Source organism: Sporosarcina oncorhynchi, from assembly GCF_033304615.1.
GTDB lineage: Bacteria > Bacillota > Bacilli > Bacillales_A > Planococcaceae > Sporosarcina > Sporosarcina oncorhynchi.
In genome coordinates, this window is record NZ_CP129118.1 from 1,705,914 (window position 1) to 1,731,549 (window position 25,636).

Consider the following 25,636-nt stretch of genomic DNA (forward strand, 5'->3'; position numbering starts at 1 on the left):
GCACTGGTACGGAAGACAGCTTCTATTTTATAATGCGGCAGCAGTCAATTGAATCTCTACAGGGAATAACCTCGAAATGATATCTTTCATCTCTTGTTCCTTACCTTCGAGCAAGATATGCACAGAACCATAATCATCTGATGTCCGGATCAGCCGGCCGGATCCTTGTCTTAATCGAAGAAGCATAAATGGCAAATCAACTTCTTCAAATGGTTTTTCTGCATTTTTCCTGCGAGCATCAAATAATGGATCATGTGGCGGGAATGGCAAATCGTATATGATCACCCGCGTTAACGCATCCTGTGGAACATCAAGACCTTCCCACAAATGGTATGAACATAAAACGGATACATTTTTCTGTTGGAAATCACGTATCATCGCTGACAGCTCTCGATCACCTTCAAAAGCAATCTGTTTCGTATGCTCTTCAGTGAGCTGACTTTGGAAATCCAACATAGACTGTTCAGATTTGAATAGCAGCAAGGTTTGCTGTTCATCTTGCAACAAATCTTCCACATGCCTGGATTTTCCGTTTTCTACGACATCCGTTACAATGACCTGCATCTTTTCTTCATAGTCAAATGGCGATTCTACCGAAAAAGATAAGAAATCTTCAATTCCTAGACTATCGAGTATATAAGTGAAATCCTCTTCTACGGAGAATGTTGCTGAAGAAAAAACAATTGGAATATTTGACGAAAATAGCTTCTCCTGCAAAATATCTGTAACTAGACGAGGCATGATAATTAATGTCACTTCATCCTCGCGCTTTTCAAGCCAGTCAACGACATCATTTTCTGATATGAATAGCTCCATTGAGAAGATATACTGCTCTAGATACTCTTCAACCATCTTCAAATCATATTCTGGAATGATATACAATTCCCCATCAAAGACAAACTCCTCCAGAAGATCTGTAGAGATGGAAACAGCTTCTTTTCCTGTCGCGAGCAGTTCCTCACTTTTACTGATAGCGATCCGCTCATCATGGCTCGTTTGAGAGTTCGATTTCAATAGTCGGAAGAAATGTTCGTGTACATCAATTAGACGTTCCATTAATTGTAATGTCTCTTCCCTAATCCCATCTACCATGATCCGTTCCAATAGATTTAATAATGTCTGATTTTGGACTTCATACGTCAATGCACGCTGTGCGGAATATTCGAGCAAATGACCTTCGTCAAAAACAATCATTGAAACATCTGGAAGCAATGCTAATTGCCCTTGGCGTTTTCTAGATTCTTTCGTCCAAATATGCTCCATATAGAAGTCATGTGAACAGATAACGAGGTCTGCCGAATCACGGTAATGGTTCCGATGGATTGTTTGGCCACATCTATTTCTCACATCGCAAGCTGAACATTGTTGGATAGGATTGAAATTGATTGAATTCCATTGCGCATCGTTCAAATCTGGATAATCTGAGCGTTCACCATATGGGTAAATGGATTGAAGTGACCCATTACCATTCACAAATTCAGGCAGTTCACTATGGACAATCTCTGCAAATTCCTCATCCGTCGCGTCGAGTGTATCATCAAGTCGTTTCAAACAGACATACTGGTCTCTCGCCTTAGCAAGTCGCACATCTATATCAATATTAAGCGCTTCACTTATTTTATGAATATCGCCTTCTTTTTTTACAAGTTGGTCTATGAGGGTTTCGTCTGCACATGAAATAAGAGCAGGTTTTCCAGTGTATCTCGCATACGCGATTGCAGGGAGCAAATAAGCGATTGTTTTCCCTGTACCGACTCCAGCTTCTGCCAATAACACTTTTTTCTCCTTTAGTGCCTGTTCAATCTGAAATGCCATGAAAATTTGTTCGTCCCTGCATTCGAAACCTTTTTCTGTTAGATCATCATATAATGTATCGCCAATCCAGTCATTCAGTGATTCATAGAAAGACTTTTCTTTTGATAACGCAAATGGCATTTTATTGCCCATCAGAACATCTCCTTTACTCAGTGCACATACAAACGGAAGAGGGATGGCCTCTTCCGTCAGTTTCTACTCATTTATGTCGTTGACCCCAATATTGATAAAAATCGGTTCTGATAAAGCCATTAAATAATTTCCGTTTCTTTGTAGCCTTCTTGCCATACATTGTCTCGAAGTTTTCCAATGAGGATAACATGTAGACAGACCAACTCGGATAGTTCTCCATGATAGAGCCAAGAATACTTGTCAGTTCCTCGGCTTCTTCAAGTTCTCCTAAACGTTCCCCATAAGGAGGGTTACCTACTAGCACACCGTTAATACCTTCCAGTGTCAAATCTTGAATATCGCCCTGTTTCCACTGAATAAGATCCATGAATCCTGCTTCAACGGCATTCTGTTGAGCAACTTTGATCATTCGTGGATCTACGTCAAAACCTTTAATATCAAGCGGTTGATCGTATTTGGCAAGATCTTCAGACTCTTCGCGAACCCGGTCCCAAATGGCTTGATCCATCCACGGCCAATGTTCACTGCTGAACTCGCGATTATAACCAGGAGCAATCTGTTGTCCGATCATTGCTGCTTCGATGGCGATTGTACCAGAACCGCAAAAAGGATCTACAAATGGACGATCGGGATTCCAACGAGTCAATTTGACAAGTGCTGCTGCAAGTGTTTCTTTCAATGGGGCATCACCTTGGCTCATCCGATAGCCGCGTTTATGCAGTCCAGTTCCACTTGAATCGATTGTAAGGGTAACTTTATCTTTAAGAATTGAAACCTCTAATTTGAACAAAGGTCCTGTCTCATCCAGAAAACCAGTACGTCCGTATGCCTTGTTCAATCTGTCGACAATCGCCTTTTTAACGATTGCCTGGCAATCGGGAACGCTATATAAAATGGACTTAACGGACTTTCCCGCTACTGGAAATTCAGCATCTACAGGTAAATACTGTTCCCAAGGTAATGCTTTTGTCTGTTCGAACAGCTCATCAAATGTCGTTGCTTTAAACTCGCCTACGATAATCCGGACACGATCTGCAACGCGTAGCCACATATTCGTCTTAGCGATTGCGGTTTCATCACCTTCAAAATAGATTTTTCCGTTTTCAGTAGTTGTCTGGAAACCCAATTCCTTTACTTCATCCGCAACGATGGATTCAAGTCCCATTGCTGAAGTTGCAACCAATTTATAGTTTGTCATGCCTTCTCAACTCCAATTCTGTCCATCGGGAAATAGTATAGTTAACTTTCTCACGTATATGTAGTGTGTGAAAGGAAATGAAATCCATTCATATTCTGTCAAATGAAGAAATGCTCTCCAAAACAGAAGGAGAGCATTGATTGTTGTATAAAACCATCGTAAATTCGATAAGCCATGTTTTGTTCCCGTGTACTCAAACGGCTTTCGCCTCGTACTTAGGGCGGTAATCATCTATCTACAGACTGGGTCTGTCCCTTCATCCGTTCAATTCCTTCAGAAGAGTGCCCCTACCATAATTTGGGTTTCTCGCTCATGGGGTTTACCGCGTTCCATCTGAACCGTTTCCGGAACAGCTACGTCACTGTGGCACTTTTCAGGGAACCTCATCCATATTTGTCGAAACAAACGTAGGATTTATCCCCGCCGTCAACGCGCAAGCGCGAAGCCCCGGCTTATCTTTTCGCCGAGCACGAACACTACAGTCATCTCAGAACCGTGCGAGCATGGACTTTCCTCTACAACGTAAGTTGCAGCGATTACCTGAATTTACACTATGGTTTCAACAGTATAATCCTTTTTTCAACAAAAATCAATGGCTTAGCTTATATTTCTATTGAAGCTGTTTATTCGTTTTCATATAACTTACTGCCAAAGACGTGTTTCTCCAAGTTTGAGATTCGCTTTAAGAGATCGAAATTCGTCGTATTGGTATTTGTAGTCGCAGGACGTTTTGCAGCGATAGCCAGTTCATCCTTCAACTTCTCATTTTCCATACGCAATTCGGAAATGTTCTTTTTGAAAGCTTCATAATCTTGAATGACTTGGTCCAGGAACAAGTCCACATCTTCTTGGTTATAGCCTCGCATGCCGGTTTTGAACTCTTTTTCAAGAATCGTTTTAGAATCTAGTTTTATTTCCATGAAATAACGTCCTTCCATCTATGTTTACATGACGTAATTATAGCATAATTTGTACTTCCTTGTCTTTCTATTTCGATGGATAAACACGTTTTATGTCGGTTACTGCGCTTGCCCGGGAAATAGTTTCTTCATCAATCTCATTTCCCGGTGCTCAAAATTATTTCGCATTCTTTTTTTGAAGCGTTCAGAAATATCTGTACCTTCCTCTAAAAGCTCTCGGGCGTTTTTAGTCCATTTTAAAGCCGATTGCAACTCTTTCATCTTATGCTCATACAGTTTGGCCAATTCCTCATATGCGATAATTTTTTCTCTTCCGGATAATCCATTTGCGGCTATCGTGAATGAATCAACCGCTTTTGAATAATGCGCATCTCTTTTCAATATGAAACCGATGTGATAATGTGCGCGAGGCTCATCGTTTCCATATTCCGAAATGACTCTGCTAAGAATCTCTTTGCTTCGGTCATAAGATTTCAGATCGGTGAACCATTTCCCAATATTCGTATCCGCATTTGAAGATGCTTCGGTCGAGTCGAGTAAAAGCATATCAGTGGTACGGATATATAACGTGACAAGCGACAGTATATCCCATTCATTGTGAAGAAGTACTTTCATTAACATTTCTGCACGACCGTTTTTCACGGCATCCTGATAGATGATGGGTGCCATATAACCGGGAATGTCCCCTTCACGGAAAAAACCAAGTTGCTCCTCTTCGACTGCAGTCAGTTTAAAAGTATCCATTTCATTTTTCCAAATCCTTTTGGAACCGTGCAATAAATCGATTTCAGTGTGTTTGAGCAAAGGTGGAAGTGTATTCCTGTTCATTGTCCATCTTGTTTGGACTTGTGGCATATCAAAACTTTTACCGTTATACATGACAACCGACATCGGATACTTCCACAAGTTCGTAGCATAGAGAAATGCTGCTTCATGGTCAGGCCCGGGAAGTACATATTGTGTCAACGTGAATGAAGTATCAGTGTATTCAATGAAGCCCATAAGGAAGATGAGGGTGCCTGCGCCTTTAAGTCCTGTTGTTTCTGTATCGAAAAAGACGAGAGGCCTTTTGAAGTCTGGTGCAAGCGGATGGTCTTCTTTCGCTTTCCCCCATCGTTCAACCGTATGAAGTAAACTCGCCAATTCATAGTTTCCGTGTTCATAGCCCGGCTTATAATTGATAACTCGCTTATAGACGGATCCATATTCGTTTTCTTCTTTCACTAGCCCTGCACTGAGCCATCGATCCTCATAAGATGGTGAAGGTGGGATAACGTGTTCTCGATCAGGTTGATTTTCCAGCGGCAAAGGGGCTTTCTTCTTCACCAGCTTCTTCATCTGCATTAGTTTTGCTTCATATGACATGTTTACGTCCCCCAGTTAATGCGCGAAGAAGAGATAATACATCCTGTTTCACTCGTATCCCTTCTTCTTGAGCCCCAATGCATACCGGACAACCATTATCACATCTGCAATTGCGAACATGTTCAGCAGCCATAGTTAATAATTCTTCCCATCTCGTAAATATCTTCTCACTTAAACCGATTCCACCAGGATAGCTGTCATATATAAAAATCGTCGGTCGATTTGTATGAACAGCTTTCACTTGAGGGACGACATGAATATCAGAGCGGTCACATCGGACAAATAGCGGAATGAAAGATTGTATAGCATACGCTGCACCGGTTAGAGCATCCGTTAAATCGGACTCTTTCCAACCGTCTGGTGTATCAAATGAATACCATGTAGATGATGTATGAAGTTCTTCTGCTGGTAAAGAAATCGGACCCGAACCGATATTGTCATGTGAGTCAAACCGAATTTTTTTAAATATTGTAGGAATCGCCAAAACGGCTATATCTCCGTATGCGACTATTGCTTTTCCGACTAGAGCTGTTTCATCCTCGCTAATTACTTTTAACTCGACGGCCAAATTAGCATCTGTATAATAATCGACATCTACTTCTCTGACGTATGCTTTCTTCTCTTCCCAGTCTAGCAGTTCCACTTGGTATTGCTTGCCTTGATGAATATAGATTGCCTCTTCATGCAAAAGTGTCATAGCACTGTATCTGTCCATTTCTCCGATGACAACCGTACCTTTTGGAACTGTTTTATCGATGATGACAACATTTTCTTGAGAAGCTGAACGTAAACTAATTTCACTTGCTGGAAACCGATCCGTCATCCAATGCCATTTATCAGACGTCTTTACGAGAATTCCTTCACTTTCTAAATAAGCAAGAAGTTCTTGGACTTCGAACTCCCCGTATAGTTCAGTCATTGTAAAAGGTAATTCAAAAGAAGCGCATTTCAGATGATCCATTAAGATCAGCATATTGTCCGGATGGATCCTCGCTTCTTCAGGAGTCTGTCCCAATAAGTAGTCGGGATGTTGTATGATGTATTGATCCAGTGCCATTGACTGAGCAACATAGACGATTAATGCATCATCCTGTCTTCTCCCCGCCCTGCCCGCTTGCTGGAATGCGCTTGCGATATTGCCTGGGTAACCCGTCATAATACATGCTTGCAACTGTCCGATATCGATACCGAGTTCCAATGCATTTGTACTGACAACGGTTTTTATTTCTCCATCACGTAATCGTTTTTCAATCACTCTTCGCTCGGACGGCAAGTATCCTCCCCTGTATCCCATGATTGTTGTGTCAAACAGTTTTTTCTTCGTCAATTCCTTCATATAAGTAACGAGCATTTCTACACGTACTCTACTTTTCGCGAAAATGATTGTCTGAATGCCTTCTCGATATAAAAATGAGGCGATATCACGTACTTCTAGAATTGCACTGCGTCTGATACCGAACGTCTTGTGAACAACTGGAGGGTTATAGAAGATGAAATGCTTCACGCCTGCAGGTGCACCGTTATTTGTGATGAGCTGCATCGAAGAATTGGTTAGTGCTTCTGCAAGTTCTTTCGGATTAGCAATAGTAGCTGATGTGCAGATGAAAACGGGGTCAGATCCATAATAATTGCAAATTCTTTTCAATCTTCTTAAGACGTGTGCCACATGACTTCCAAAGACCCCTTTGTACGTATGCAACTCATCAATGATGATATACTTCAAGTTTTCAAAGAGCGATACCCATTTTGTATGATGCGGCAATATGCCTGAATGGAGCATATCGGGATTCGTCAAAACGATATGGCCCGACTTGCGCACTTTTGTTCTAAGACCCGGCGCCGTATCTCCGTCATACGTATAACTTAATATCGTTTCTTCGCTATCTTCAATCAAACTATGCAAATCTGCCAATTGGTCCTGTGCGAGTGCTTTCGTAGGAAACAGATACAAAGCACGCGAAGAATCATCTTCCAGGATACTTTGCAGCACTGGCAGATGATAACAAAGGGATTTACCTGATGCTGTGGGAGTTACAGCTGTAATCGATTGGGAAGATGTTGCCAAGTCGAACGCATCACGTTGATGGCTGTATAGTTGCTTGATACCTCTTTTATCCAAAGCTTTAACAATTGAAGGATGGAGACGTTCTGGAAACGGAGCATATGTTGCAGATTTACCTTCAATCTTTTCATGATGGACAATATTCAGAGAGATTTCAGGGTCTGTTGTCAGCCGATCGACGACTTCCATGACACTTGCTTTTTTCAATTGTCCTCTCCCCCTTCATCTTGCAACGCTTTTAAAACTGTTTTAAATGTATATGTTGCTGAGTTAATGGAAAGGATAAACCGTTTTTTTCCTGTCTTTGAATAAAAAGATTGAACAATAAACTGCTTCATTGAATCATTCAATGACTCGACTTGATGAATGTGGACATATTTTGGTCGTTCGTTCCTGATGAGTTCCCGTACCTCATCAGCCCATTCTTCCAGTAATCTATGATTTACATCCGCATATGGTTTAACTTCAGTAAAGAAATCTGGCTCATGTCCCGTTTCTCTCATTTTTGTATGTCTCTCAAGACATTCTTCACAAACAGCAAGGAGTTGGATCGTTTTTTCTTGTAAAGTTAACATGCATTCACTTCCTCTCCGAACTTATTATCTCTAGTCTATCAAAAAAGTGTGAAAGACACCAAACTTCAGCGAACATGTATTCTTTAACGTAATAATACTTGCGACAACTGTGGAACTTTTAAGAGGCTATTCCGTCCAATCATTATGGTATGATAGGAAATGCGAGGTGATAGGTTTGACAATAAGATATCCTAACGGAAAAAAATACGAACCCACACAACATCCGATAGCCAGAAAGAAAACCAATCTTTCATTCAGTAACCGAGGGAAAGCATTGGAAGACGAGTTAAATGAATCCAATGAATATTATCTATCCAGAAGCATTGCTGTCATCCATAAAAAACCAGTTCCAGTTCAAATCGTACACGTCAAGTACCCCGCGCGTAGCGCAGCAGTTATTACAGAAGCTTATTTCAGATCACCATCGACTACAGACTTCAACGGTATATGGAGAGGAAAATATATAGATTTTGAAGCAAAAGAAACGACTAGCCGCACTTCCTTTCCATTGAATAATATACATGAACACCAAGTCGAGCACATGAAAAAGGTAACAGAACTTGACGGAATTGCTTTTCTTATTATAAAATTCACCGCATTGGAACGTTATTTTATCGTTCCATATGAATATTTCGAGGAAAAGTGGGATAGGAAAATAGCAGGTGGCCGTAAATCGATGACACTCACTGAAATCGAAGACATGTCAATCGAAATACAGGCAGGATTCAATCCACGGCTTGATTACTTGGCTGCTTTAGAACAACACTTGCAGTCGCCAATAAAAGAACGCATTGAAAGGCAGGAAAATGAATGAGTGACCAGATGAATTCGCGGGCAGCTCGCCGTCAACAGATGGAAAATGAGCGTAAGCACGGGAGTAAGAAAAAACCTAAAAAGAACAACAAAATGATTATAAAGAAAATATTGCTCGGGATAGTTGCGCTAGGTTTAGCAATTTTAGTAGGTGGCGCAGGCTTGTTTGCATTTTACGCAAGCAGTGCCCCTGATCTTGACGAGAAATTGTTAAAAGATCCACTAACATCAAATTTTGCAGACATGAATGGCGACATATTCATGAAATTCGGCCAAGAGAAAAGAGAGTTCGTTCCCTACGAAGATATTCCTGAAGAAATGCGGGATGCGATACTGGCAACTGAAGATGTTCGGTTCTTCAAACACCACGGAATGGATTTCTGGAGACTTGGTGGTGCAGTTATTGCAAACTTCCGTAGTGGATTCGGTTCACAAGGTGCTTCCACACTGACCCAACAAGTCATCAAGAACTCTTTCCTTTCGGATCAGAAAACATTGAAAAGGAAAGCGCAGGAAGCGTGGCTAGCTTTTAAACTTGAAAGGGAATACAAAAAAGAAGAAATCTTTGAGATGTATTTCAACAAAATTCTTATGGGTGGATTAGTGCACGGTTTCGGGACCGCTGCGGATAGTTTCTACGGCAAGCGTCTGGATGAACTCGAACTTCACGAAATGGCAATGTTGGCAGGTTTGCCACAGTCGCCTAATGGTTATAATCCATTCAAAAATCCGGAACGAGCTGAAAAACGCAGAAATATTGTGCTCGGTCTTATGTACAAACATGATAAAATTACAAAAGAAGAGATGGAAGCGGCAATAGCAATCCCGGTAACGCAGACACTTCTTCCTGAAGATCAGCGTAAAGACACTCAAAACTCGAAATACCTTGCATATGTAGATATCGTATTAGATGAATTGGAAGCAGCAGGTATGACGGATCTTCTGTCCGAAGGGGTGACCATTCAAACAGCTCTAGATCCGAAAGCGCAGCAATCTGTGGAAAATGCAATCAATACTGCTACTTATGAGTCTGAAGAGATGCAAGCTGGAATGACGGTATTGAATACGAAAACAGGTGAAATTGTTGCGATAGGCGGCGGAAGGAATTATAGCGGTAGAAACTTGAACTTTGCATCAGGTGATAACCAGAGGCAACCCGGTTCGGTTATTAAGCCCATTCTTTCTTATGGTCCTATTATCGAAAATGAAAGTTGGTCAACAGGTCAAATCGTTGTCGATGAGCCATATAAATACAAAGGTACTGATGTTTCAATCCAGAACGTGGATGGCAAATATCATGGTGCGATGACAATCCGCGAGGCGTTATATAAATCGCGGAATATACCTGCAGTAAAAGTATTTGAAGAATCGGGAACAAAAAAAGCTAGTGCATTCGCAAATAAACTTGGCTTTAACTACGAAAAAATGGATTCCTCCAACTCGCTTGGTGGAGGCACATATGAGGTTTCAACTATGCAAATGGCTGGTGCATACGCAGCTTTCGGTAATGGTGGAATTTACACAAAACCACACGCTGTAAAAAAAGTCATTTTACGTGACGGAAAAACGGAACGAGGTCTTACTCCTGACCCCGTAGCAGCCATGAAAGATTCAACTGCTTATATGATTACGGATATCCTGCGCGATGTCATTTCAATGGGGACTGGCAAAACAGCCAATGTTCAAGGATTGGATATGGCAGGTAAAACAGGGACAACAAACTATTCATCCGACCAAAAGCAGAAATACAATCTAAAAAATACTGACGTCCCTGATAGCTGGTTCACCGGTTATACGACAGAATACACAATTTCCGTCTGGGGAGGTTACAAAGACTATGCGACACCAATACGATCAACCGGAGAAGGTGGTCGTGCAGTTCCTCAAACATTATTCCGAACAGTAATGACGGAATTAGTCGCCGGGAAAACGACTCCTCACTTCAAACAACCGAGTTCGGTTGAAGAAACTAGAATTATCAAAGGATCGAATCCAATCGTTTTAGCAGGTAATACAATACCTGACGATATGACTAGCAAAGAATTGTTTGTACGTGGCACACTTCCGACTGAAGTTGAAGAAATAGAAGTGCTTACGGAGATTGAAGCTCCTACTGGTCTTTCAGCGAACTACGATGAAGGCAGTCAATCGATTTCGTTGCAATGGAGCCATAACGCACCTGATGAAGAGCTATTTGATGGTCAAGTGCAATTTGATGTATTTGTTGCAGTAGATGGCAGTGAAGAGCAAAAAATGACGTCTACTGAAGAAAACTCTGTCACGTTTTCGGGAGCTGAGCCAGGTCGAACGTACGTCTTCCGAGTAATTGCACGTGCGGGTGATTTGGAGAGTAGCCCGGCATCCACTTCCCTTCTCATTGAAGAGCAGATTGAAGAACCTGAAATAGATGAAGAAGAGTTCGAAGAAGATCAAAATGATGATCAGAATGAGAACAACAACAACAATGGGAATAACGGCAACAACAATAATAATGGAAACAACGGTAACAACGGAAATAACAATGATGGCGGTAGTGGAAACAATAATGGTTCCTCCGATGGGTCAAGCGGAAATGATGGCTCAAATCCTGGAACTGGCGGTAGTGAACCTGGAGCCGGCGGGAACACTGGTGGAACCGATGATAGTGGCGATGAATAAATCGCCATGGCGATTAAAGCAGTTGGAATGCATGCATTCCAACTGCTTTTTTATATGTCTTTAAGGTAAATTGTACAAAGAAAAAGACTACGGATTTATCTTAAAAAAACCCGTAGTCTTACAATAAATTATCGATGAATCCTAGCCAGTTGACTAGCTGCTTTCTTCATCGCTTCTGAAAACAAGGCGTCCAATTGGATAAATGCGAATCTTCCCGACATCTTTTCTTCGATAAACCGCAAACGTTCTTTAGCGTTCAACGGTCTAATATCCATCCCTTCATCATCGGAAGTAGCCACATCTCTTGTAAACGTGCTTATAAATGAATGATAGAGCCCAATTGCTTCCCTCATCAAATCGGATTTTTTTTGATTTTCCTCAGAAAAAGCAATCGCGAGCTTCCCTTTCAACACAATCCAGTCATTCTGGAATGATTCAAGATTTTCTCTAGATGGATGAAATGACATCATGCTAAAACTTTCATCCGCTTCTTCCCTTCCCTGCAAACAACAAGAAGTGGACATTCTCCGCAAGCGGGATTTTGTGCCTTACAATGATACCGTCCAAAGAAAATGAGCTGATGATGTGTATCCGTCCATCGTTCGATTGGTGTCCACCGCATAATCTTCTCTTCGACAACGAGTACTGAGTCTTTCCATCTATTCATGCCTAGACGTTTTGCCACTCTCTCAACATGCGTATCCACTGCCAAAGCAGGAATATTAAACGCATTGGAAACTACCACATTTGCAGTTTTCCTCCCTACGCCTGGAAATGTTGTGAGTACATCTCTGTCAGCTGGTACCTCTCCGTTAAACTGATCAATAAGCATGGCGCTTAAAGCCTGTATGTTTTTAGCTTTATTTCGGTATAGTCCGATTGATCGGATGTCCATCTGCAATTCTTCTATATCAACGGACAGATAGTCCTCAGGTTTTTTATATTTAGTAAAAAGTTCTGCAGTTACCCGATTCACTAAAACGTCCGTGCATTGTGCTGAAAGCAATGTAGCAATCAGTAGCTCAAAAGCATTGTCATGAACTAATTCACAATGTGCATCCGGAAACATTTTTCCAATCTCGTCTAGACAGAATTCCCATTGTTTTTTTGTCAACAACCTATATCACCCTATTCCCGTTCTTCAAGCCAATTGTAGAATGGTACTTTCTTTACTGTTTTTTGTTCCTTTTGCATTGGCCGTATAATCGCCGTCCTAAACGTTTTAGTCTGATTTTCAACATCTGCCAATGTCTTTACATTCTTTTTCTTCCATTCGAAAAGTATTCTGTCAATATACCGTAAACTCAGTTTCTGCGCTAAGACTGCTTCTTTTAATGCTGCCGTAATAATTTGTGCAGTGTGACCGTCTTCATCAAGCCACATCGTAATCGTTTCGCACTCCATAGGAGATAACAAACGTCCGAATTCCTGTTCGAAAAGCGTGAAAATCTCTCCTTCGTCAGCTTTAACAACTTGTTCCGCCTCGGCTGTTTTTTCAGAAACAAGGAGATTGATAAGTCGATTCCATAACGGTTGAAGTGAAAAATGTTCGAATAATACGCCGTTTTCATCCTGGCCCTGATGTATTTCCAACAATCCTCGTTGCATAAATCGCTGCAGAATCGTAGAAATTTGATTGAGATCGAGGTGCATACGTGCTTCTAAATCAGAAGGTGTAGGAAACTTAGAACCTTCTGCTTGGAATGAAATCATATGCATGATTAACATGGCTTCGACATCTTTAATGTCTAACGTTTTGTAATGCTGAAAAAAAAGTTGGGGAATGGTTACATTTCCCCGCTCGATCCACAACTGGAGCCGTTCATCTTGTTGCATGCCGAACACCTCATTCTAGTAGATGATTACTCCATATTATCGCATCCAAGCGATAAAGTTTGGTTCAGTTACGAAAAAACCGGGCAGAAGAAAAAACCACATCTTCGGCGCCGGCAATTTCTTGTACTAAAAAATATACTTACATCTGCTAAACTTTGTTGACTATTAAGGATATAGACGATTCAGTAAGCGTGGGAATGGAATGGATTCGCGAACGTGTTCCGCTCCTGAAATCCAGGCGACAGTCCGTTCAAGTCCCAGACCGAAACCGGAGTGTGGAACCGCTCCGTATTTGCTGAGATCCAAATACCATTCATAAGCAGATTCATCCAGATTATGTTCATTAATACGCTGTTTCATTAATTCATAATCGTAAATACGCTCTGAACCACCTATAATTTCACCGTACCCTTCAGGTGCAATCAAATCCGCGCATAATACAACATCATCGCGCTCCGGGTGGGGTTGCATATAGAAAGGCTTGATGCCAATCGGATAATGTGTGATAAACACAGGCATATCATACTTTTCAGCAATTGCCGTTTCATGTGGTGCACCAAAGTCGTCTCCCCATACAATATCATCAAAGCCTTCCTCATGAAGGAATTTGATGGCCTCATCATACGTAATTCTAGGGAATGGAGCTTTGATCTTTTCAAGTTTCGAAATGTCACGACCGAGTCTTTCCAATTCCAACGGACAATTCTTTAGTACAGATTGAACTAGATGTGCCACGAATTGTTCTTGCACTTCAAGGCTCTCTGCATGTTCGACGAAGGCCATTTCAGGCTCGATCATCCAGAATTCAATCAAGTGTCTGCGTGTTTTAGACTTTTCTGCACGGAAAGTCGGTCCAAATGAAAACACTTTTCCGAGAGCCATTGCTGCAGCCTCCATGTAAAGTTGACCAGACTGTGACAAGTATGCATCTTCATCAAAATACTTCGTATGGAATAGTTCAGAAGTTCCTTCAGGTGAAGAACCTGTCAAAATAGGAGGATCGATTTTAACGAAACCGTTCGTATGGAAAAATTCATATGTAGCGCGGATGATTTCATCACGCACTTTCATAATTGCGTGCTGTTTACGAGAACGTAGCCATAAATGACGGTGATCCATTAAAAACTCCGTACCATGCTCCTTCGGCGTAATTGGATAGTCGACAGCCTCTTTGATGACTTCGACGTCCTTTACTTGAAGTTCCACACCGAATGATGAACGTTCATCTACAGTTACTTCTGCTGTTATATAAAGTGAGCTTTCCTGGTGGATAGCTTTCGCTTTCGCAAAAACATCCTCCCCAACTACTTCTTTAACGACGACGCCTTGAACGAATCCTGAGCCGTCTCTAAGTTGTAGGAATGCAATCTTTCCACTTGATCTTTTATTGGCCAACCAAGCTCCAATCCGCACAGTTTCTCCGATATGATTGGGCATTTCGTGAATCATAATTGTTTTCATAAGTTCCTCCGAGTCTAAGACATTTATTTGTTTGTATAGGGTATAAGTATTGGATAGGTGATTTCAGTCTTTCCAGTTTGCTTCTACAAAAGTCCGGATCCGTTTAACGGCTTCCTCAATCAGATCAATTGAGGTTGCATAGGATAAGCGAATTGTGTCCGATGAACCGAAGCCTGATCCTGGAATGACTGCAACCTTCGCATCGGTCAATAAAGCGGCCGCAAATTCATCTACCGTTTTGAATCCTGTTTTTTCTACTGCTTCCGTAACGACCGGCAACAAGTAGAATGCTCCTTGCGGCTTTAATACTTTAAATCCGGGAATGGCGTCAAGTTGCGGATAGACACGCTCTAACCGTGATTCAAAATCTTGTCGCATCGTTTCAACTGCATCTTGTGAACCATTATAAGCTTCAATTGCCGCATATTGTGAAGTAGTTGTCGGATTCGATGTAGAATGACTTGCCAAATTCGTCATTGCGCTGACGATTTCCTTATCACCCGCAATATAGCCAATGCGCCACCCCGTCATCGAATGGGATTTCGAAACGCCGTTAATGATTAGCGTACGTGCTTTCGCATCGTCAGACAATTGGGCGATTGAAACATGCACTTCATCAGCATAAATTAATTTCTCATAAATTTCATCTGAGATAATCCAAAGATCATATTCCTTACACACATCCGCGATTTGTTGAAGTTCCTCACGAGAATAGATCATACCTGAAGGGTTGCTTGGCGAGTTAATAATTACCGCTTTTGTCTTATCTGTAACTGCGTCGCGTATTTGTTGAGCAGATACTTTGAATTGAGTATCAAACGAGCTTTCGACAAATACAGGTTCCCCTTCAGCCAATTTTACCTGTTCGGGATAGCTGACCCAGTAAGGCGTCGGGATAATAACCTCATCGCCAGGATTCAATATGACTTGGAAAAGTGTATAAAGTACATGCTTAGCACCAATACCAATCATAACTTCCTGTCGGGAATAAGCAAGTTGTTGGTCACGCTTCAGTTTATTGATAACTGAATCTTTCAAGTCAGGGAGCCCACCCGATGGGGTATATTTTGTTTTGCCTTCAATCATCGACCGATAAGCAGCTTCAATAATATTGTCTGGCGTATTGTAATCAGGCTCGCCAGCTCCTAGACCAATGACATCGATTCCCGATTCTTTCATTTCTTTGGCTTTTGCCGTAATGGCAAGCGTTGTAGATGGAGTCAACGTGCTTACTCGTGCCGCTAAACTTGTTCTCAACTAAAATCGCTCCCTTTTGTACGCATAGTAGTGAGCAGGAATGCTCAAAAGAAGTTACAAATTCAAAATCCTCTTCCACCATTCGCCACTTTCAAAAAATACATAGACATAATTCAATTTGCCATTTTCACTTTTAAATGCCACTTCCCAAACGGGAACATCCTCTTCTAACCCGAGTTTCACATGGATAATTTTTTCCACTTTCAATTCAGATCGGACTGTTTTAATCGCAACATCGGAGGTGACACCATCACTTATTGCCACTTCATCAAGCATTTCACCTGTTTTTTCATCGATAAAGACTGCTTTTTCGATGTCTTCTTCATCGATGCCGTAAACGATGACCATTGCCTTCGTTCCGTTGTAAACTTCGGAATGATTGACAACTTTCAATTGTCCGTTTGCTAGAACATCGGCTTCAGCTTTGTCCGTCACGGCTGAAAATGGTTTGTTCGCATTATAAAAAACGAGGACAGTGATGACAAGCGTCAGAGCAAGAAGAAAAGCCGCAATAAATTTTATCCAATTCATCATTTGGCATCACTTCCTAAAACACGAAACGACAATTCTTTAAACTGTCCATCCCGCTTTCTTTTGGGTTCCTATTCATTATAACAATTTTCGAGTTCATTCACCATATGTTCTAGTGACAGTTTCTTGATAGGTACTTCAGGCAACGCTTTTAAGAACCGTTCACCGTAAGATTTCGTCTCAATCCGTTTATCCAATATAATGAAAAAGCCCCTATCTTCAGACGAGCGAATCAATCTTCCGAAACCTTGGCGGAACCTCAGTATCGCTTCAGGCAACGCCAATTCGGTAAATGGATTTGCGCCTTGCTCTGTAAGCTTCGATGCGCGTGCTTTAAATACCATCTCATCCGGAGAGGTAAAGGGCAACCTGACGATGATGACAGCCGATAACGCTTCGCCCGGTACATCGACGCCTTCCCAGAAACTGTTCGTTCCGAATAGAACCGACTTATCGAATTGCCTAAATGATTTCAACAACTTCATCCGACTACCCGAACTGACGCCTTGCGCAATTAATGCGTAATCGTCAAGGAGCTCGCTGTCAACAATCAGTTCGTATGTTTTTCGCAACATATCCTGTGAAGTGAACAGCACAAATAATCTTCCGCCGGTTGCAATTACAGTCTGGACGACGGCATCTGCTACAGCTTCAATATATTCATGTTGGGAGACTTGTTGGATTGCCGGCATATCATCGACGATGAAAATACCTGCCTTATCATAAAAGTGTGCTGGCGCACCGAATACAACCAACGGTGTATTTTCTTCAACGCCCAATTGTTTAGCGACGAAGCGCTCATCTTCATTGATTGTCATCGTTCCTGACGTCCAAACAATCCCGACATTTTCATTCTTCATAACTGATACAAATTCTTGAATGACGGTGGACGGATCAATCGGACTTTTGACGATATGCAAACTGCCCGGCAAACTTCTTTTATCTTTTTCAATCCAGACAGTGAATCGATCCTGTTCTTTTTCAAGAAACACTTCAATCCACTCGCCAGCTTTGATTTTCAACTCACGTGACCAATAAGCCCATTCTTCCATAAAAGCGATTTCATTGTCAGACATTACGGGCTTATGGACCTGAAGTTGATCGCTGATCCGCTCGATATCCTCGATATACACATTCATCGAATCGACCATTTTTTTGAACAACTTGTCATCACCATTTGTATCATCCAAAGAAAATATAATACGATTTCCCAACTGTTTTTTACTATCTTTATCATGTAGAGAAGCTAATTTCCCCGCTACTTCATCGAATGCGAGTGTGAAGGATTCATAAGAATTCATCATGTGTTTGAAAACGTAATTTCCATAGCTACTGAACTTACTGTGCATTTTCATGATCTGGTGAAGCAACTGACCTTCTGCATCTGATCCAAGCTGCCCCATCACATACTTCCAATTCATATAAGAAAGAACAGTCTCATTGAAACGGGCTGCTATCTGAGGGAATTGATGGGCTTCATCAATGATTAACCCAGATATCTGATCAAAAACTTTCTGTTCACGGAAAGAGTCCGAGAGAAGCATCGAATGATTTGTAATGATCAAATCCGAATACTGACATGCCTGCATCATTTTCTGATGATAATCAGCCATTTTTTCATCTGTCGCCATATGGTTTGTTCTTTTTCTTATACGATCGATGAACAGCTGCCCGCCACCAGATACATTTAGTTCGCTGACATCTCCCGTCGTCGTTTCAGTTAGCCAGACGAGAATTTGCATGATAGAAAAAGTCTCATCATAAGATTCATCGGTTATTCTCAGCAACTCTTCAAATTTCCCAAGGGCGATATACTGCTCTTTCCCTTTCATAACAGTCGCCGTGCAATTTATGTCAAGTATGTTTTGTATCCGTTCCACTTCATCTTCCATAATCTTATCGACAAGATGATTCGTGAATGTGCTAATCACGACCGGTTTTCCGGTTTCAACCGAATGAATGGCAGCCGGCAATAAATAACTGACAGTCTTGCCGATGCCGGTTGGAACTTCAACTATCGTTTCTGAATCGTTACGTAATGTCGACCAGACTGTATCCATAAAACGCAGTTGTGATTGTCTGTATTCAAACAGCTCATATCCTTTTTTTAATAAACGAACCTTGTCATTGTCGTCTTTAGGATATTGACAGCGAGTAGACGCCTTCCCTTCAGGTAATTTCGGGCTTCGATATGGGATCCCTCTGAATAGTTGGTACTCCTTTTTGCCTGCTTGTTTCCTCACGACTTTCAAAGCATCATAAATGAGAGTTGAGATATCAGAACGTAATGAGAACGAGCGACGATGTAAAAGATTTAATGTCTCCTCAGGCAATGTTTTTAGTTTGGATAGTGCAATCAGCAACAAATGTGCAGTCGCTTCCGCGTCGTCGTCAGCACGATGGGCAGCAGGCAGCGCAATACCGAATTCTTCTGCCAAATCTTGGAGTCGATAGCTTGAAGAAGAAGGGAACAGAATTTTGGACAATTCAACTGTGTCTATCTGTTTCCCAATCCATTTTTGGACTTGACAACGCTTGAATTCACTTTGCAAAAATGACAAATCGAAATCTGTATTGTGTGCTACAAAAATCGTATCTTGAAGCATCTCTGAAACATCACGCGCGATTTCTTCAAATGTAGGTGCAGAGTGCACTTCATTATCCGAAATGGACGTCAAGTGTTGGATGAACACCGGGATATCCCTTAATGGATTTACAAATGATGAATATTTTTTTATAATAGATCCATTTTTAATGAAAACGATGGCGATTTGTATGATCCGGTCGCCTTTCAAAGGAGAATGCCCAGTGGTTTCCAAATCGACGACCGCATATGTATGGTTATCCATTCAATCATCAACTTCCTGTTATTGATTGTCACTTAGACGAATCGTTTTCGGATCTTCTCCCGATAACCTGTGATCATCAGTGACTGTACTTGAATAATTGGAAGACTGTTCAAGCGAGTTGAATACTACAGCAGATTGTATCATATTCACCGTTGTGTTTGCGTATTTAGGCATCAGATTGGCTGGATTTCTCGTATATTGCTCAGTCTTTAATAGGCAAAATACTGCAAAAAAACTGCCCAAAGGTTTTGTCCTTAGGCAGTGATTCTAATCAGGCAATAATGCCTGGCCGTTCTTTTATAATATCTTTGATGCCATTCTTTTCATCCATTAGCAAGACGGTAGGCTGGTGGGTCGCTGCTTCTTCATTTGTAACATAAGCATAGGAAATGATAATGACGATATCTCCCTTTTGAACAAGCCTTGCAGCTGCACCATTAACACAAATAACACCACTTCCTCGTTCCCCTGCTATGATATATGTTTCAAAGCGGGCACCATTATTATTGTTGACAATATGGACTTTTTCATTTGGCAATAAGCCCGCTGCATCCAAAACGTCGCTGTCAATCGTAATACTTCCGACATAATTCAAATTTGCTTCCGTCACTGTTGCCCTATGCAATTTACTGTTCATCATCATTCGGAACATGAAAACCATCCTTTGTTGACATAATAATATTATCTATCAATCTTGTGTTTGTGAATTTTACCGCGCAAGCCAAAATAACTTCTTTTGAATCTTTTGTAATCGCTGTCAATGATGGATAGGATAACAGAGTTACATAATCGATTTCACCTGAAGTGTTGGAGTTAATCAACTCTACTACTTCGCGTTCAATATCCTGTGGTGACTTTTGTGCATCAAAATTCTCTGCTCCTATTAACAAGGCTCTATAGATACTAGGAGCCTCAAGACGTTCCGATGCGTTCAAATTTACATTTCTCGAACTTCTTGCGAGTCCATCTTCTTCACGTACAGTCGAAACTCGAACAATTTGAGTACGCAAATTGAAATCCCTGACAAACGTTTCAATTAGCGCAAGTTGCTGTGCATCTTTCATACCGAAATAGGATCGGTCCGGGTCAACGATATTGAATAGCTTCAAAACGACTTTTAAAACACCATCAAAGTGTCCAGGCCGTTTTGACCCGCACAGGACATCGGCTTGAGGTCCGGGCAGAATCCTTATCCCACTGTCTGAAGGATACATTTCTTGTGCAGTTGGGATGAAAAGAATATCCACTCCCGCTTTTTCAGCCTTCATGATATCATTCTCTAAGTCCCTGGGATAGCTCTCGAAATCTTCTCCAGGTCCAAACTGTGCGGGATTGACGAAAATACTCATGACGACAATGTCATCATGTTCTTTGGCGGTCTCAATAAGCCTCAAGTGTCCTTCATGCAAAAATCCCATCGTCGGCACAAATCCCACCGTTTTACCCATCCGGAAATCCCGATTTAATACGCTCTCCAGTTCCCGTACGGTTTGAATGATTTGAAGACTCTTGCATTCAACGCCCATCATTTTTTCCTCCGTATAATGCATTCAATTCATTTTCTTTCATTGTGAAACGATGTTCTTCAGAAGGAAATGTTCCTGATTTCACTTCTAATACATACTCTTCTACCCCTCGTACAATGGAGTCTCCCACTTCAGCGAATGCTTTGACGAACTTTGGTATATGGTGGTTACCGTATTTCACCGTGTCGTGGAATACAAGCACTTGGCCGTCAGTTCCCGCCCCCGCCCCAATACCGATTGTCGGGACTGTAACGACCTTTGACACTTGTTCTGCCAATTGATAAGGAATACATTCCAGAACGATCATGCATGCGCCCGCAGCTTCAGACGCTATCGCATCTTGTATGAGCTGTTCGGCAGCAACAGCCGTCTTTCCTTGAACTTTATAGCCACCAGCGACTGCTGCTGACTGGGGCAATAGACCAAGATGGGCAACTACAGGAATACCAGCACCTGTTAACAATCGGGTTGTCTCTATCACATTTCCTGCACCTTCGAGTTTTAAAGCGTTTGCTCCGGTTTCCTGAAATAGTTTGATTGCAGACATAAGTGTCCGATCAGCGGATCCATGGTAAGAGCCGAACGGCATGTCGACTACAACAAATGTATTCTTCGCCCCTCTTCTGACAGCCTTTCCATGATGTATCATATCCTCCACAGTGACCAATGCTGTCGTTTCATATCCGAGCACTACCATGCCAAGTGAATCTCCGACTAGAAGGACGTCAATACCCGCTTCCTCAGCAAGTTGTGCAGATGGATGATCATACGCTGTCAACATAACAATCTTTTCGTTAGCCTTTTTCATTTTCGTGAAGTCCGCAGTGCTTTTCATTTTATCTCTCCCCATTTCCATTCATATTGAATGGAGAAAACCTTATAACCAGTTCACCTTGGCGTTATCGCTTCCAGATTTTCAATAAAACATGACACCAACAGGACGTTGGAAATGCAGTCATTGCAATAGAAGTTCGCGTATTTAGACTGCCTTCAGTAGTTCTTATCAAAATCCGTGACATTCACCGTAGGTTTTATCTTCATGCAGTAAGTATTTAACAATCGCCGAGCAGTCAACAAATCGGCATTCTTGTAAACACCTATTGAAGTAAAACACTTCTTCTGAATAAAGATAAAAACCCTTCCATCCATAAAAGGACAGAAGGGTTGTGTAGTAAAAGATTTGGTTTCCTCCGTCCCTGTCTCTTGCAAGATCAAGGCAGATCGTATTAAATTGATTGTGGTTGTGCAAGTGCGCTTAATGCAGGTGCAGTTCCGGTTGATACTGCCCTTCGCACTAACTATATCAAATGGCTGGTAGGTTGTATACCCTCATTTCTCGATGATGATATCAGCAGAGTATATCCCTTTAATTGTACCGTCATCCATTTTCACTTCTAACAATCCTTCTTCTGATATGCCGAGCGCAATGCCTTCAACCGTTTCATTCAACATGACTGCTTTGATACGTTTACCGGCAGTATTCGAGTATCCTTCCCACAATAGCTTAATTGGACCAAATCCGTGTTTTACATACATTTCCGTATAGAGCTCAAGGAAACTAAGGATTTCTGCAATAAGTCGTGCTCGATCCGTTACTTTACCAGTTTTTAATTTTAAAGATGTCGCTATATCTTGAATTTCCTCAGGAAAATCGTCTATATCGTGGTTGATATTCATTCCGATACCGATGATTATCGCTTTTACACGATCAGGGTCTGACTGTAATTCGGTGAGTATTCCTGTTATCTTTTTGCCATCAATCATAATATCATTCGGCCATTTAATCGTCGCCTCTAGTCCCACGATTTCTTCAATCGCCCTAACTATCGCAACTGCGGCTACCAAAGTCATTTGTGGGGCTTCCTGTGGCATTAGTGATGGACGTATAATCAGACTCATCCATATTCCTTTGCCGGCAGCGGAACTCCATGGTCTTGATAATCTGCCTTTACCGGCTGTCTGTTCTTCTGAAACGACGAGCGTTCCGTCTGCTGCCCCGTTTTGTGCGGCATCATGCGCAATCAATTGTGTAGTAGCGCAGCTTTCATAATAATCAACAATCCTGCCATAGCTTTTTGTTTTCAACTTTTTTTGAATATTAGCGGCATTGATTCGATCAGGCGAACCTGTCAATACATACCCTTTTTTGCGAATGGATAGAATATCATAGCCTTCCTCTTCGAATTCTTTAATATACTTCCATATCGCCGTTCGGGACAGACCGAATTCATCGGCAAATTCCTGTCCGGATATTGGGATGCCATTCGCTTCGAATAGTCTCCTTAGCAACTCATTTTTCACTTGTGTATTCATTAAGAAACCATTCCTTTATATCATCAACTTCGTTTTGCACGTTTCCATGTAGGATAGCCGATTCAATCTTGCTAATCCATTCACCTACCCAATGTCCGCCTCGTTGATTCTTCCAATCCAAAAGATTTTTTCCACTGATAGCAAGATCTTCTTTGGAATGGATCGGCAATTCGGCTTTTGCATGCGCAATTTCCGATTCGTTTAGTGAGCTCGCTTCAGGATGAAATGCTGAAAAAGCTTTTTCTGCAACGACAAGAACTTCCTGTGGAAAGCGATAATAGTCATCATTTGTGTAGATTCTTTCAATACGGTTCATGAACGCAGATCGCACATCAATCAAATAAAATCGTTCTTTCTTAGAAAGCTTATAAGCTTTTACTACCTTGTCCACAGAATAGTCACCTACGAGCATTATATTCGCCCAGCCTTCCCATGCATTGACGAAAGGACTGCTGTTTATGAGTAACTGTGGATCTTTCGGAAAGAGCGGCAGATGATCAGCTAAGCCCGTAGTGAGCAGAGAAATTATCGCTTTTTGCGAATGGGAACCTGTCCATATTTTGTCCATTTCGTTTTTAATACGTTCAATTGAAACTTGCTTAATTTTTTCAGCTTTAGTAGCGATTGCTGTAAACGTATTCAGTTCGATATCAAATCCAAATACAGATGAGAAACGTACTGCGCGTAACATTCTTAACGGATCTTCGTTGAAACGGTCTTCAGCATTGTCAACGGCCTTAATTATCCTACTTTGTAAATCAGCTACACCACCAAACGGATCAACCAGTTTGCCATTCAATGTCAAAGCCATGGCATTCATTGTAAAATCTCTGCGTTTCAGATCCTCGTGTAACGATTGTACGAACGGAACATCAGCTGTTGCCTTTTTATAGGTGCTTGTATTTGTATTCTCCGAACGATATGTCGTAACTTCAATCGGTTCACCCTCAAGTAAAACAACGATCGTCCCGTGTTCAATACCGATATCGAAGGTTGTCTGAAATTGCCCTTTCACTTCATCGGGTGTAGCAGAGGTTGCGATATCAAAATCAGAAGCAGTCTTGCCTAGAAGATGATCCCTTACAGACCCTCCTACAAAAACAGCTTCATAACCGGCAGATTCGAGCGTTGCAATGACTTCCCGGCTAGCACTCGTTCCAAATGTTTTTGTCATTTCGTCAAACCTGCTATTCGGTAATAAAGTTCTTCATACTGCGAAACAATCGTTTCTGAATTAAATTTTTCTTTGACAGTTAGCAGTGCATTTTGACAGAGACGTTCATATAGCTCTGCATCAGAAAAGATCTTTAACGCTTGAACAGCAACAGCTTCAACATCCCCCTGTTCTACAAGGAAACCATTCTTCCCGTCTTCGACTACTTCGGGTATACCTCCAATATTTGTTGCGATCGCGGGTACACCACAAGCAAATCCCTCCAGTAGAACTAGACCAAATGCTTCTTTTTCAGATAATAGCAACATGAGATCGCTGATTGCCAATAATTCAGGTAGATCATCACGTTTGCCAGTAAAGATGACATCATCAGCCAATCCTTCAGCCTGAACTTTTTCCATCATTTCAAATTGTTCCGGTCCTTCACCGACTAACAATAATTTTGCGGATGTTTCATGTCGAATCAATTTAAAACTGTCAATAATATCTGGGATGTTCTTGACACTGCGGAAATTCGAAATATGTATGAGTACTTTATCATTTGCATCGATGCCAAGTGCGGTTTTCATGCACCCTGGATCTATTGGCCTGTATTTAGACTCATCGATAAAGTTATAAATTGTCAATATTTCCTTTTCAGGTTCAATCATCTCAAGGGTTTCCTGTCTGAGAGCTTCCGATACCGCGGTCGTAATATCTGATTTGTCTATTCCGTAGCGGACCGTATTCTTCAAGCCAGGATCATGTCCGAGAATCGTCACATCGGTGCCATGCAACGTCGTAATGACACCAATCGAGGAATTGGCCATATCTTTTGCTAATGCCGCAGAAATGGCGTGTGGCACGGCATAATGGACATGCAGCAAGTCAAGTTTTTCTTCAATAATCACTTGTGCAATACGATTCGCCAAGGCAATATCATAGGGTGGATATTTGAAAACGGCATAGCCGTCGATTTTCACTTCATGGAACTGGATATTAGGATGGACATCGGTGAACCTGAACGGCTTGCTCGACGTGATATAGTGCATTTCATGACCTTTTTCCGCCATTTTCAACCCTAACTCTGTAGCAACGACACCTGATCCGCCTAATGTCGGGTAACAAATGACCCCTACTTTCAATCTTTCCACATACATCTCCTCTTCCTT

General features: G+C 41.6%; 22 protein-coding genes and 1 other RNA gene. 2 read left to right on the forward strand and 21 right to left on the reverse strand.

The genetic code is table 11. The features are described 5' to 3' along the window. Positions 1-27: 27 nt before the first annotated feature. From QWT69_RS08140 to QWT69_RS08170, 7 genes are all read right to left on the reverse strand, one after another. The gene (locus QWT69_RS08140) at positions 28-1,947 is read right to left on the reverse strand and encodes an ATP-dependent DNA helicase (protein WP_317970759.1); all 1,920 of its coding nucleotides are present in this window, start codon (positions 1,945-1,947) and stop codon (positions 28-30) included. Positions 1,948-2,014: 67 nt separating this feature from the next. Continuing rightward, a complete protein-coding gene (locus tag QWT69_RS08145; RefSeq protein WP_317970761.1) occupies positions 2,015-3,145 on the reverse strand; it encodes a THUMP domain-containing class I SAM-dependent RNA methyltransferase in 1,131 nt (376 codons plus the stop codon). Positions 3,146-3,308: 163 nt separating this feature from the next. Further along, positions 3,309-3,693: RNase P RNA component class B (gene rnpB, locus QWT69_RS08150), an RNA gene on the reverse strand. Between the two features lie 75 nt (positions 3,694-3,768). Beyond that, positions 3,769-4,065: a cell division regulator GpsB gene (gene gpsB / locus QWT69_RS08155; protein WP_317970763.1), complete on the reverse strand. Its 297-nt coding sequence runs from the start codon at positions 4,063-4,065 to the stop codon at positions 3,769-3,771. A 99-nt stretch (positions 4,066-4,164) separates the two neighbouring features. Continuing rightward, entirely contained in the window at positions 4,165-5,430 is a 1,266-nt protein-coding gene (locus tag QWT69_RS08160) for a ribonuclease H-like domain-containing protein (RefSeq protein ID WP_317970765.1), read from the reverse strand. After that, the gene (locus QWT69_RS08165; protein WP_317970989.1) at positions 5,420-7,681 is read right to left on the reverse strand and encodes a DEAD/DEAH box helicase; all 2,262 of its coding nucleotides are present in this window, start codon (positions 7,679-7,681) and stop codon (positions 5,420-5,422) included. The genes QWT69_RS08160 and QWT69_RS08165 overlap by 11 nt, the downstream gene beginning before the upstream one ends. Before the next feature lie 14 nt (positions 7,682-7,695). Continuing rightward, entirely contained in the window at positions 7,696-8,067 is a 372-nt protein-coding gene (locus tag QWT69_RS08170) for a YppE family protein (protein WP_317970767.1), read from the reverse strand. 175 nt (positions 8,068-8,242) lie between these two features. Here QWT69_RS08170 and recU point away from each other — a divergent pair, with 175 nt between their 5' ends. After that, positions 8,243-8,881 (forward strand): Holliday junction resolvase RecU, encoded by a 639-nt coding sequence (recU, locus tag QWT69_RS08175; RefSeq protein WP_317970769.1) that lies wholly within the window; start codon positions 8,243-8,245, stop codon positions 8,879-8,881. Beyond that, on the forward strand, positions 8,878-11,538 hold the full coding sequence (locus QWT69_RS08180; protein WP_317970771.1) for a PBP1A family penicillin-binding protein: 2,661 nt from the start codon (positions 8,878-8,880) through the stop codon (positions 11,536-11,538). Before recU ends, QWT69_RS08180 begins: the two co-directional genes overlap by 4 nt. 128 nt (positions 11,539-11,666) lie before the next feature. On the opposite strand, the gene QWT69_RS08185 is transcribed toward QWT69_RS08180, so the two are convergent. The 14 genes from QWT69_RS08185 to bshA form a co-directional block, all read right to left on the reverse strand. Further along, positions 11,667-12,008 (reverse strand): YpoC family protein, encoded by a 342-nt coding sequence (locus tag QWT69_RS08185; protein ID WP_317970773.1) that lies wholly within the window; start codon positions 12,006-12,008, stop codon positions 11,667-11,669. Further along, the gene (gene nth / locus QWT69_RS08190) at positions 12,005-12,655 is read right to left on the reverse strand and encodes an endonuclease III (RefSeq protein WP_317970775.1); all 651 of its coding nucleotides are present in this window, start codon (positions 12,653-12,655) and stop codon (positions 12,005-12,007) included. Before nth ends, QWT69_RS08185 begins: the two co-directional genes overlap by 4 nt. Before the next feature lie 11 nt (positions 12,656-12,666). Then, a complete protein-coding gene (locus QWT69_RS08195; RefSeq protein ID WP_317970777.1) occupies positions 12,667-13,374 on the reverse strand; it encodes a DnaD domain protein in 708 nt (235 codons plus the stop codon). Between the two features lie 165 nt (positions 13,375-13,539). After that, positions 13,540-14,835 (reverse strand): asparagine--tRNA ligase, encoded by a 1,296-nt coding sequence (gene asnS / locus QWT69_RS08200; RefSeq protein ID WP_317970779.1) that lies wholly within the window; start codon positions 14,833-14,835, stop codon positions 13,540-13,542. Between the two features lie 63 nt (positions 14,836-14,898). Then, the gene (locus tag QWT69_RS08205) at positions 14,899-16,092 is read right to left on the reverse strand and encodes a pyridoxal phosphate-dependent aminotransferase (protein WP_317970781.1); all 1,194 of its coding nucleotides are present in this window, start codon (positions 16,090-16,092) and stop codon (positions 14,899-14,901) included. Between the two features lie 54 nt (positions 16,093-16,146). After that, positions 16,147-16,626 (reverse strand): cell wall elongation regulator TseB-like domain-containing protein, encoded by a 480-nt coding sequence (locus QWT69_RS08210; RefSeq protein ID WP_317970783.1) that lies wholly within the window; start codon positions 16,624-16,626, stop codon positions 16,147-16,149. Between the two features lie 68 nt (positions 16,627-16,694). Then, a complete protein-coding gene (dinG, locus tag QWT69_RS08215) occupies positions 16,695-19,472 on the reverse strand; it encodes an ATP-dependent DNA helicase DinG (RefSeq protein ID WP_317970785.1) in 2,778 nt (925 codons plus the stop codon). Positions 19,473-19,490: 18 nt separating this feature from the next. Then, entirely contained in the window at positions 19,491-19,715 is a 225-nt protein-coding gene (locus QWT69_RS08220) for a hypothetical protein (RefSeq protein ID WP_317970787.1), read from the reverse strand. Between the two features lie 28 nt (positions 19,716-19,743). Further along, positions 19,744-20,124, reverse strand: coding sequence for an aspartate 1-decarboxylase (gene panD / locus QWT69_RS08225; RefSeq protein WP_317970789.1), 381 nt, complete (start codon positions 20,122-20,124; stop codon positions 19,744-19,746). Next, positions 20,099-21,001, reverse strand: coding sequence for a pantoate--beta-alanine ligase (gene panC / locus QWT69_RS08230; protein ID WP_317970791.1), 903 nt, complete (start codon positions 20,999-21,001; stop codon positions 20,099-20,101). The genes panD and panC overlap by 26 nt, the downstream gene beginning before the upstream one ends. Next, positions 20,988-21,833 carry a 3-methyl-2-oxobutanoate hydroxymethyltransferase gene (panB, locus tag QWT69_RS08235; protein ID WP_317970793.1) on the reverse strand — a complete coding sequence of 282 codons (846 nt, stop codon included), beginning with the start codon at positions 21,831-21,833 and terminating at the stop codon, positions 20,988-20,990. The genes panC and panB overlap by 14 nt, the downstream gene beginning before the upstream one ends. Before the next feature lie 494 nt (positions 21,834-22,327). Beyond that, positions 22,328-23,311: a biotin--[acetyl-CoA-carboxylase] ligase gene (locus QWT69_RS08240; protein ID WP_317970795.1), complete on the reverse strand. Its 984-nt coding sequence runs from the start codon at positions 23,309-23,311 to the stop codon at positions 22,328-22,330. Continuing rightward, the gene (locus QWT69_RS08245; protein WP_317970797.1) at positions 23,289-24,485 is read right to left on the reverse strand and encodes a CCA tRNA nucleotidyltransferase; all 1,197 of its coding nucleotides are present in this window, start codon (positions 24,483-24,485) and stop codon (positions 23,289-23,291) included. Before QWT69_RS08245 ends, QWT69_RS08240 begins: the two co-directional genes overlap by 23 nt. After that, positions 24,482-25,618: an N-acetyl-alpha-D-glucosaminyl L-malate synthase BshA gene (bshA, locus tag QWT69_RS08250; RefSeq protein ID WP_317970799.1), complete on the reverse strand. Its 1,137-nt coding sequence runs from the start codon at positions 25,616-25,618 to the stop codon at positions 24,482-24,484. Before bshA ends, QWT69_RS08245 begins: the two co-directional genes overlap by 4 nt. Positions 25,619-25,636 lie beyond the last annotated feature (18 nt).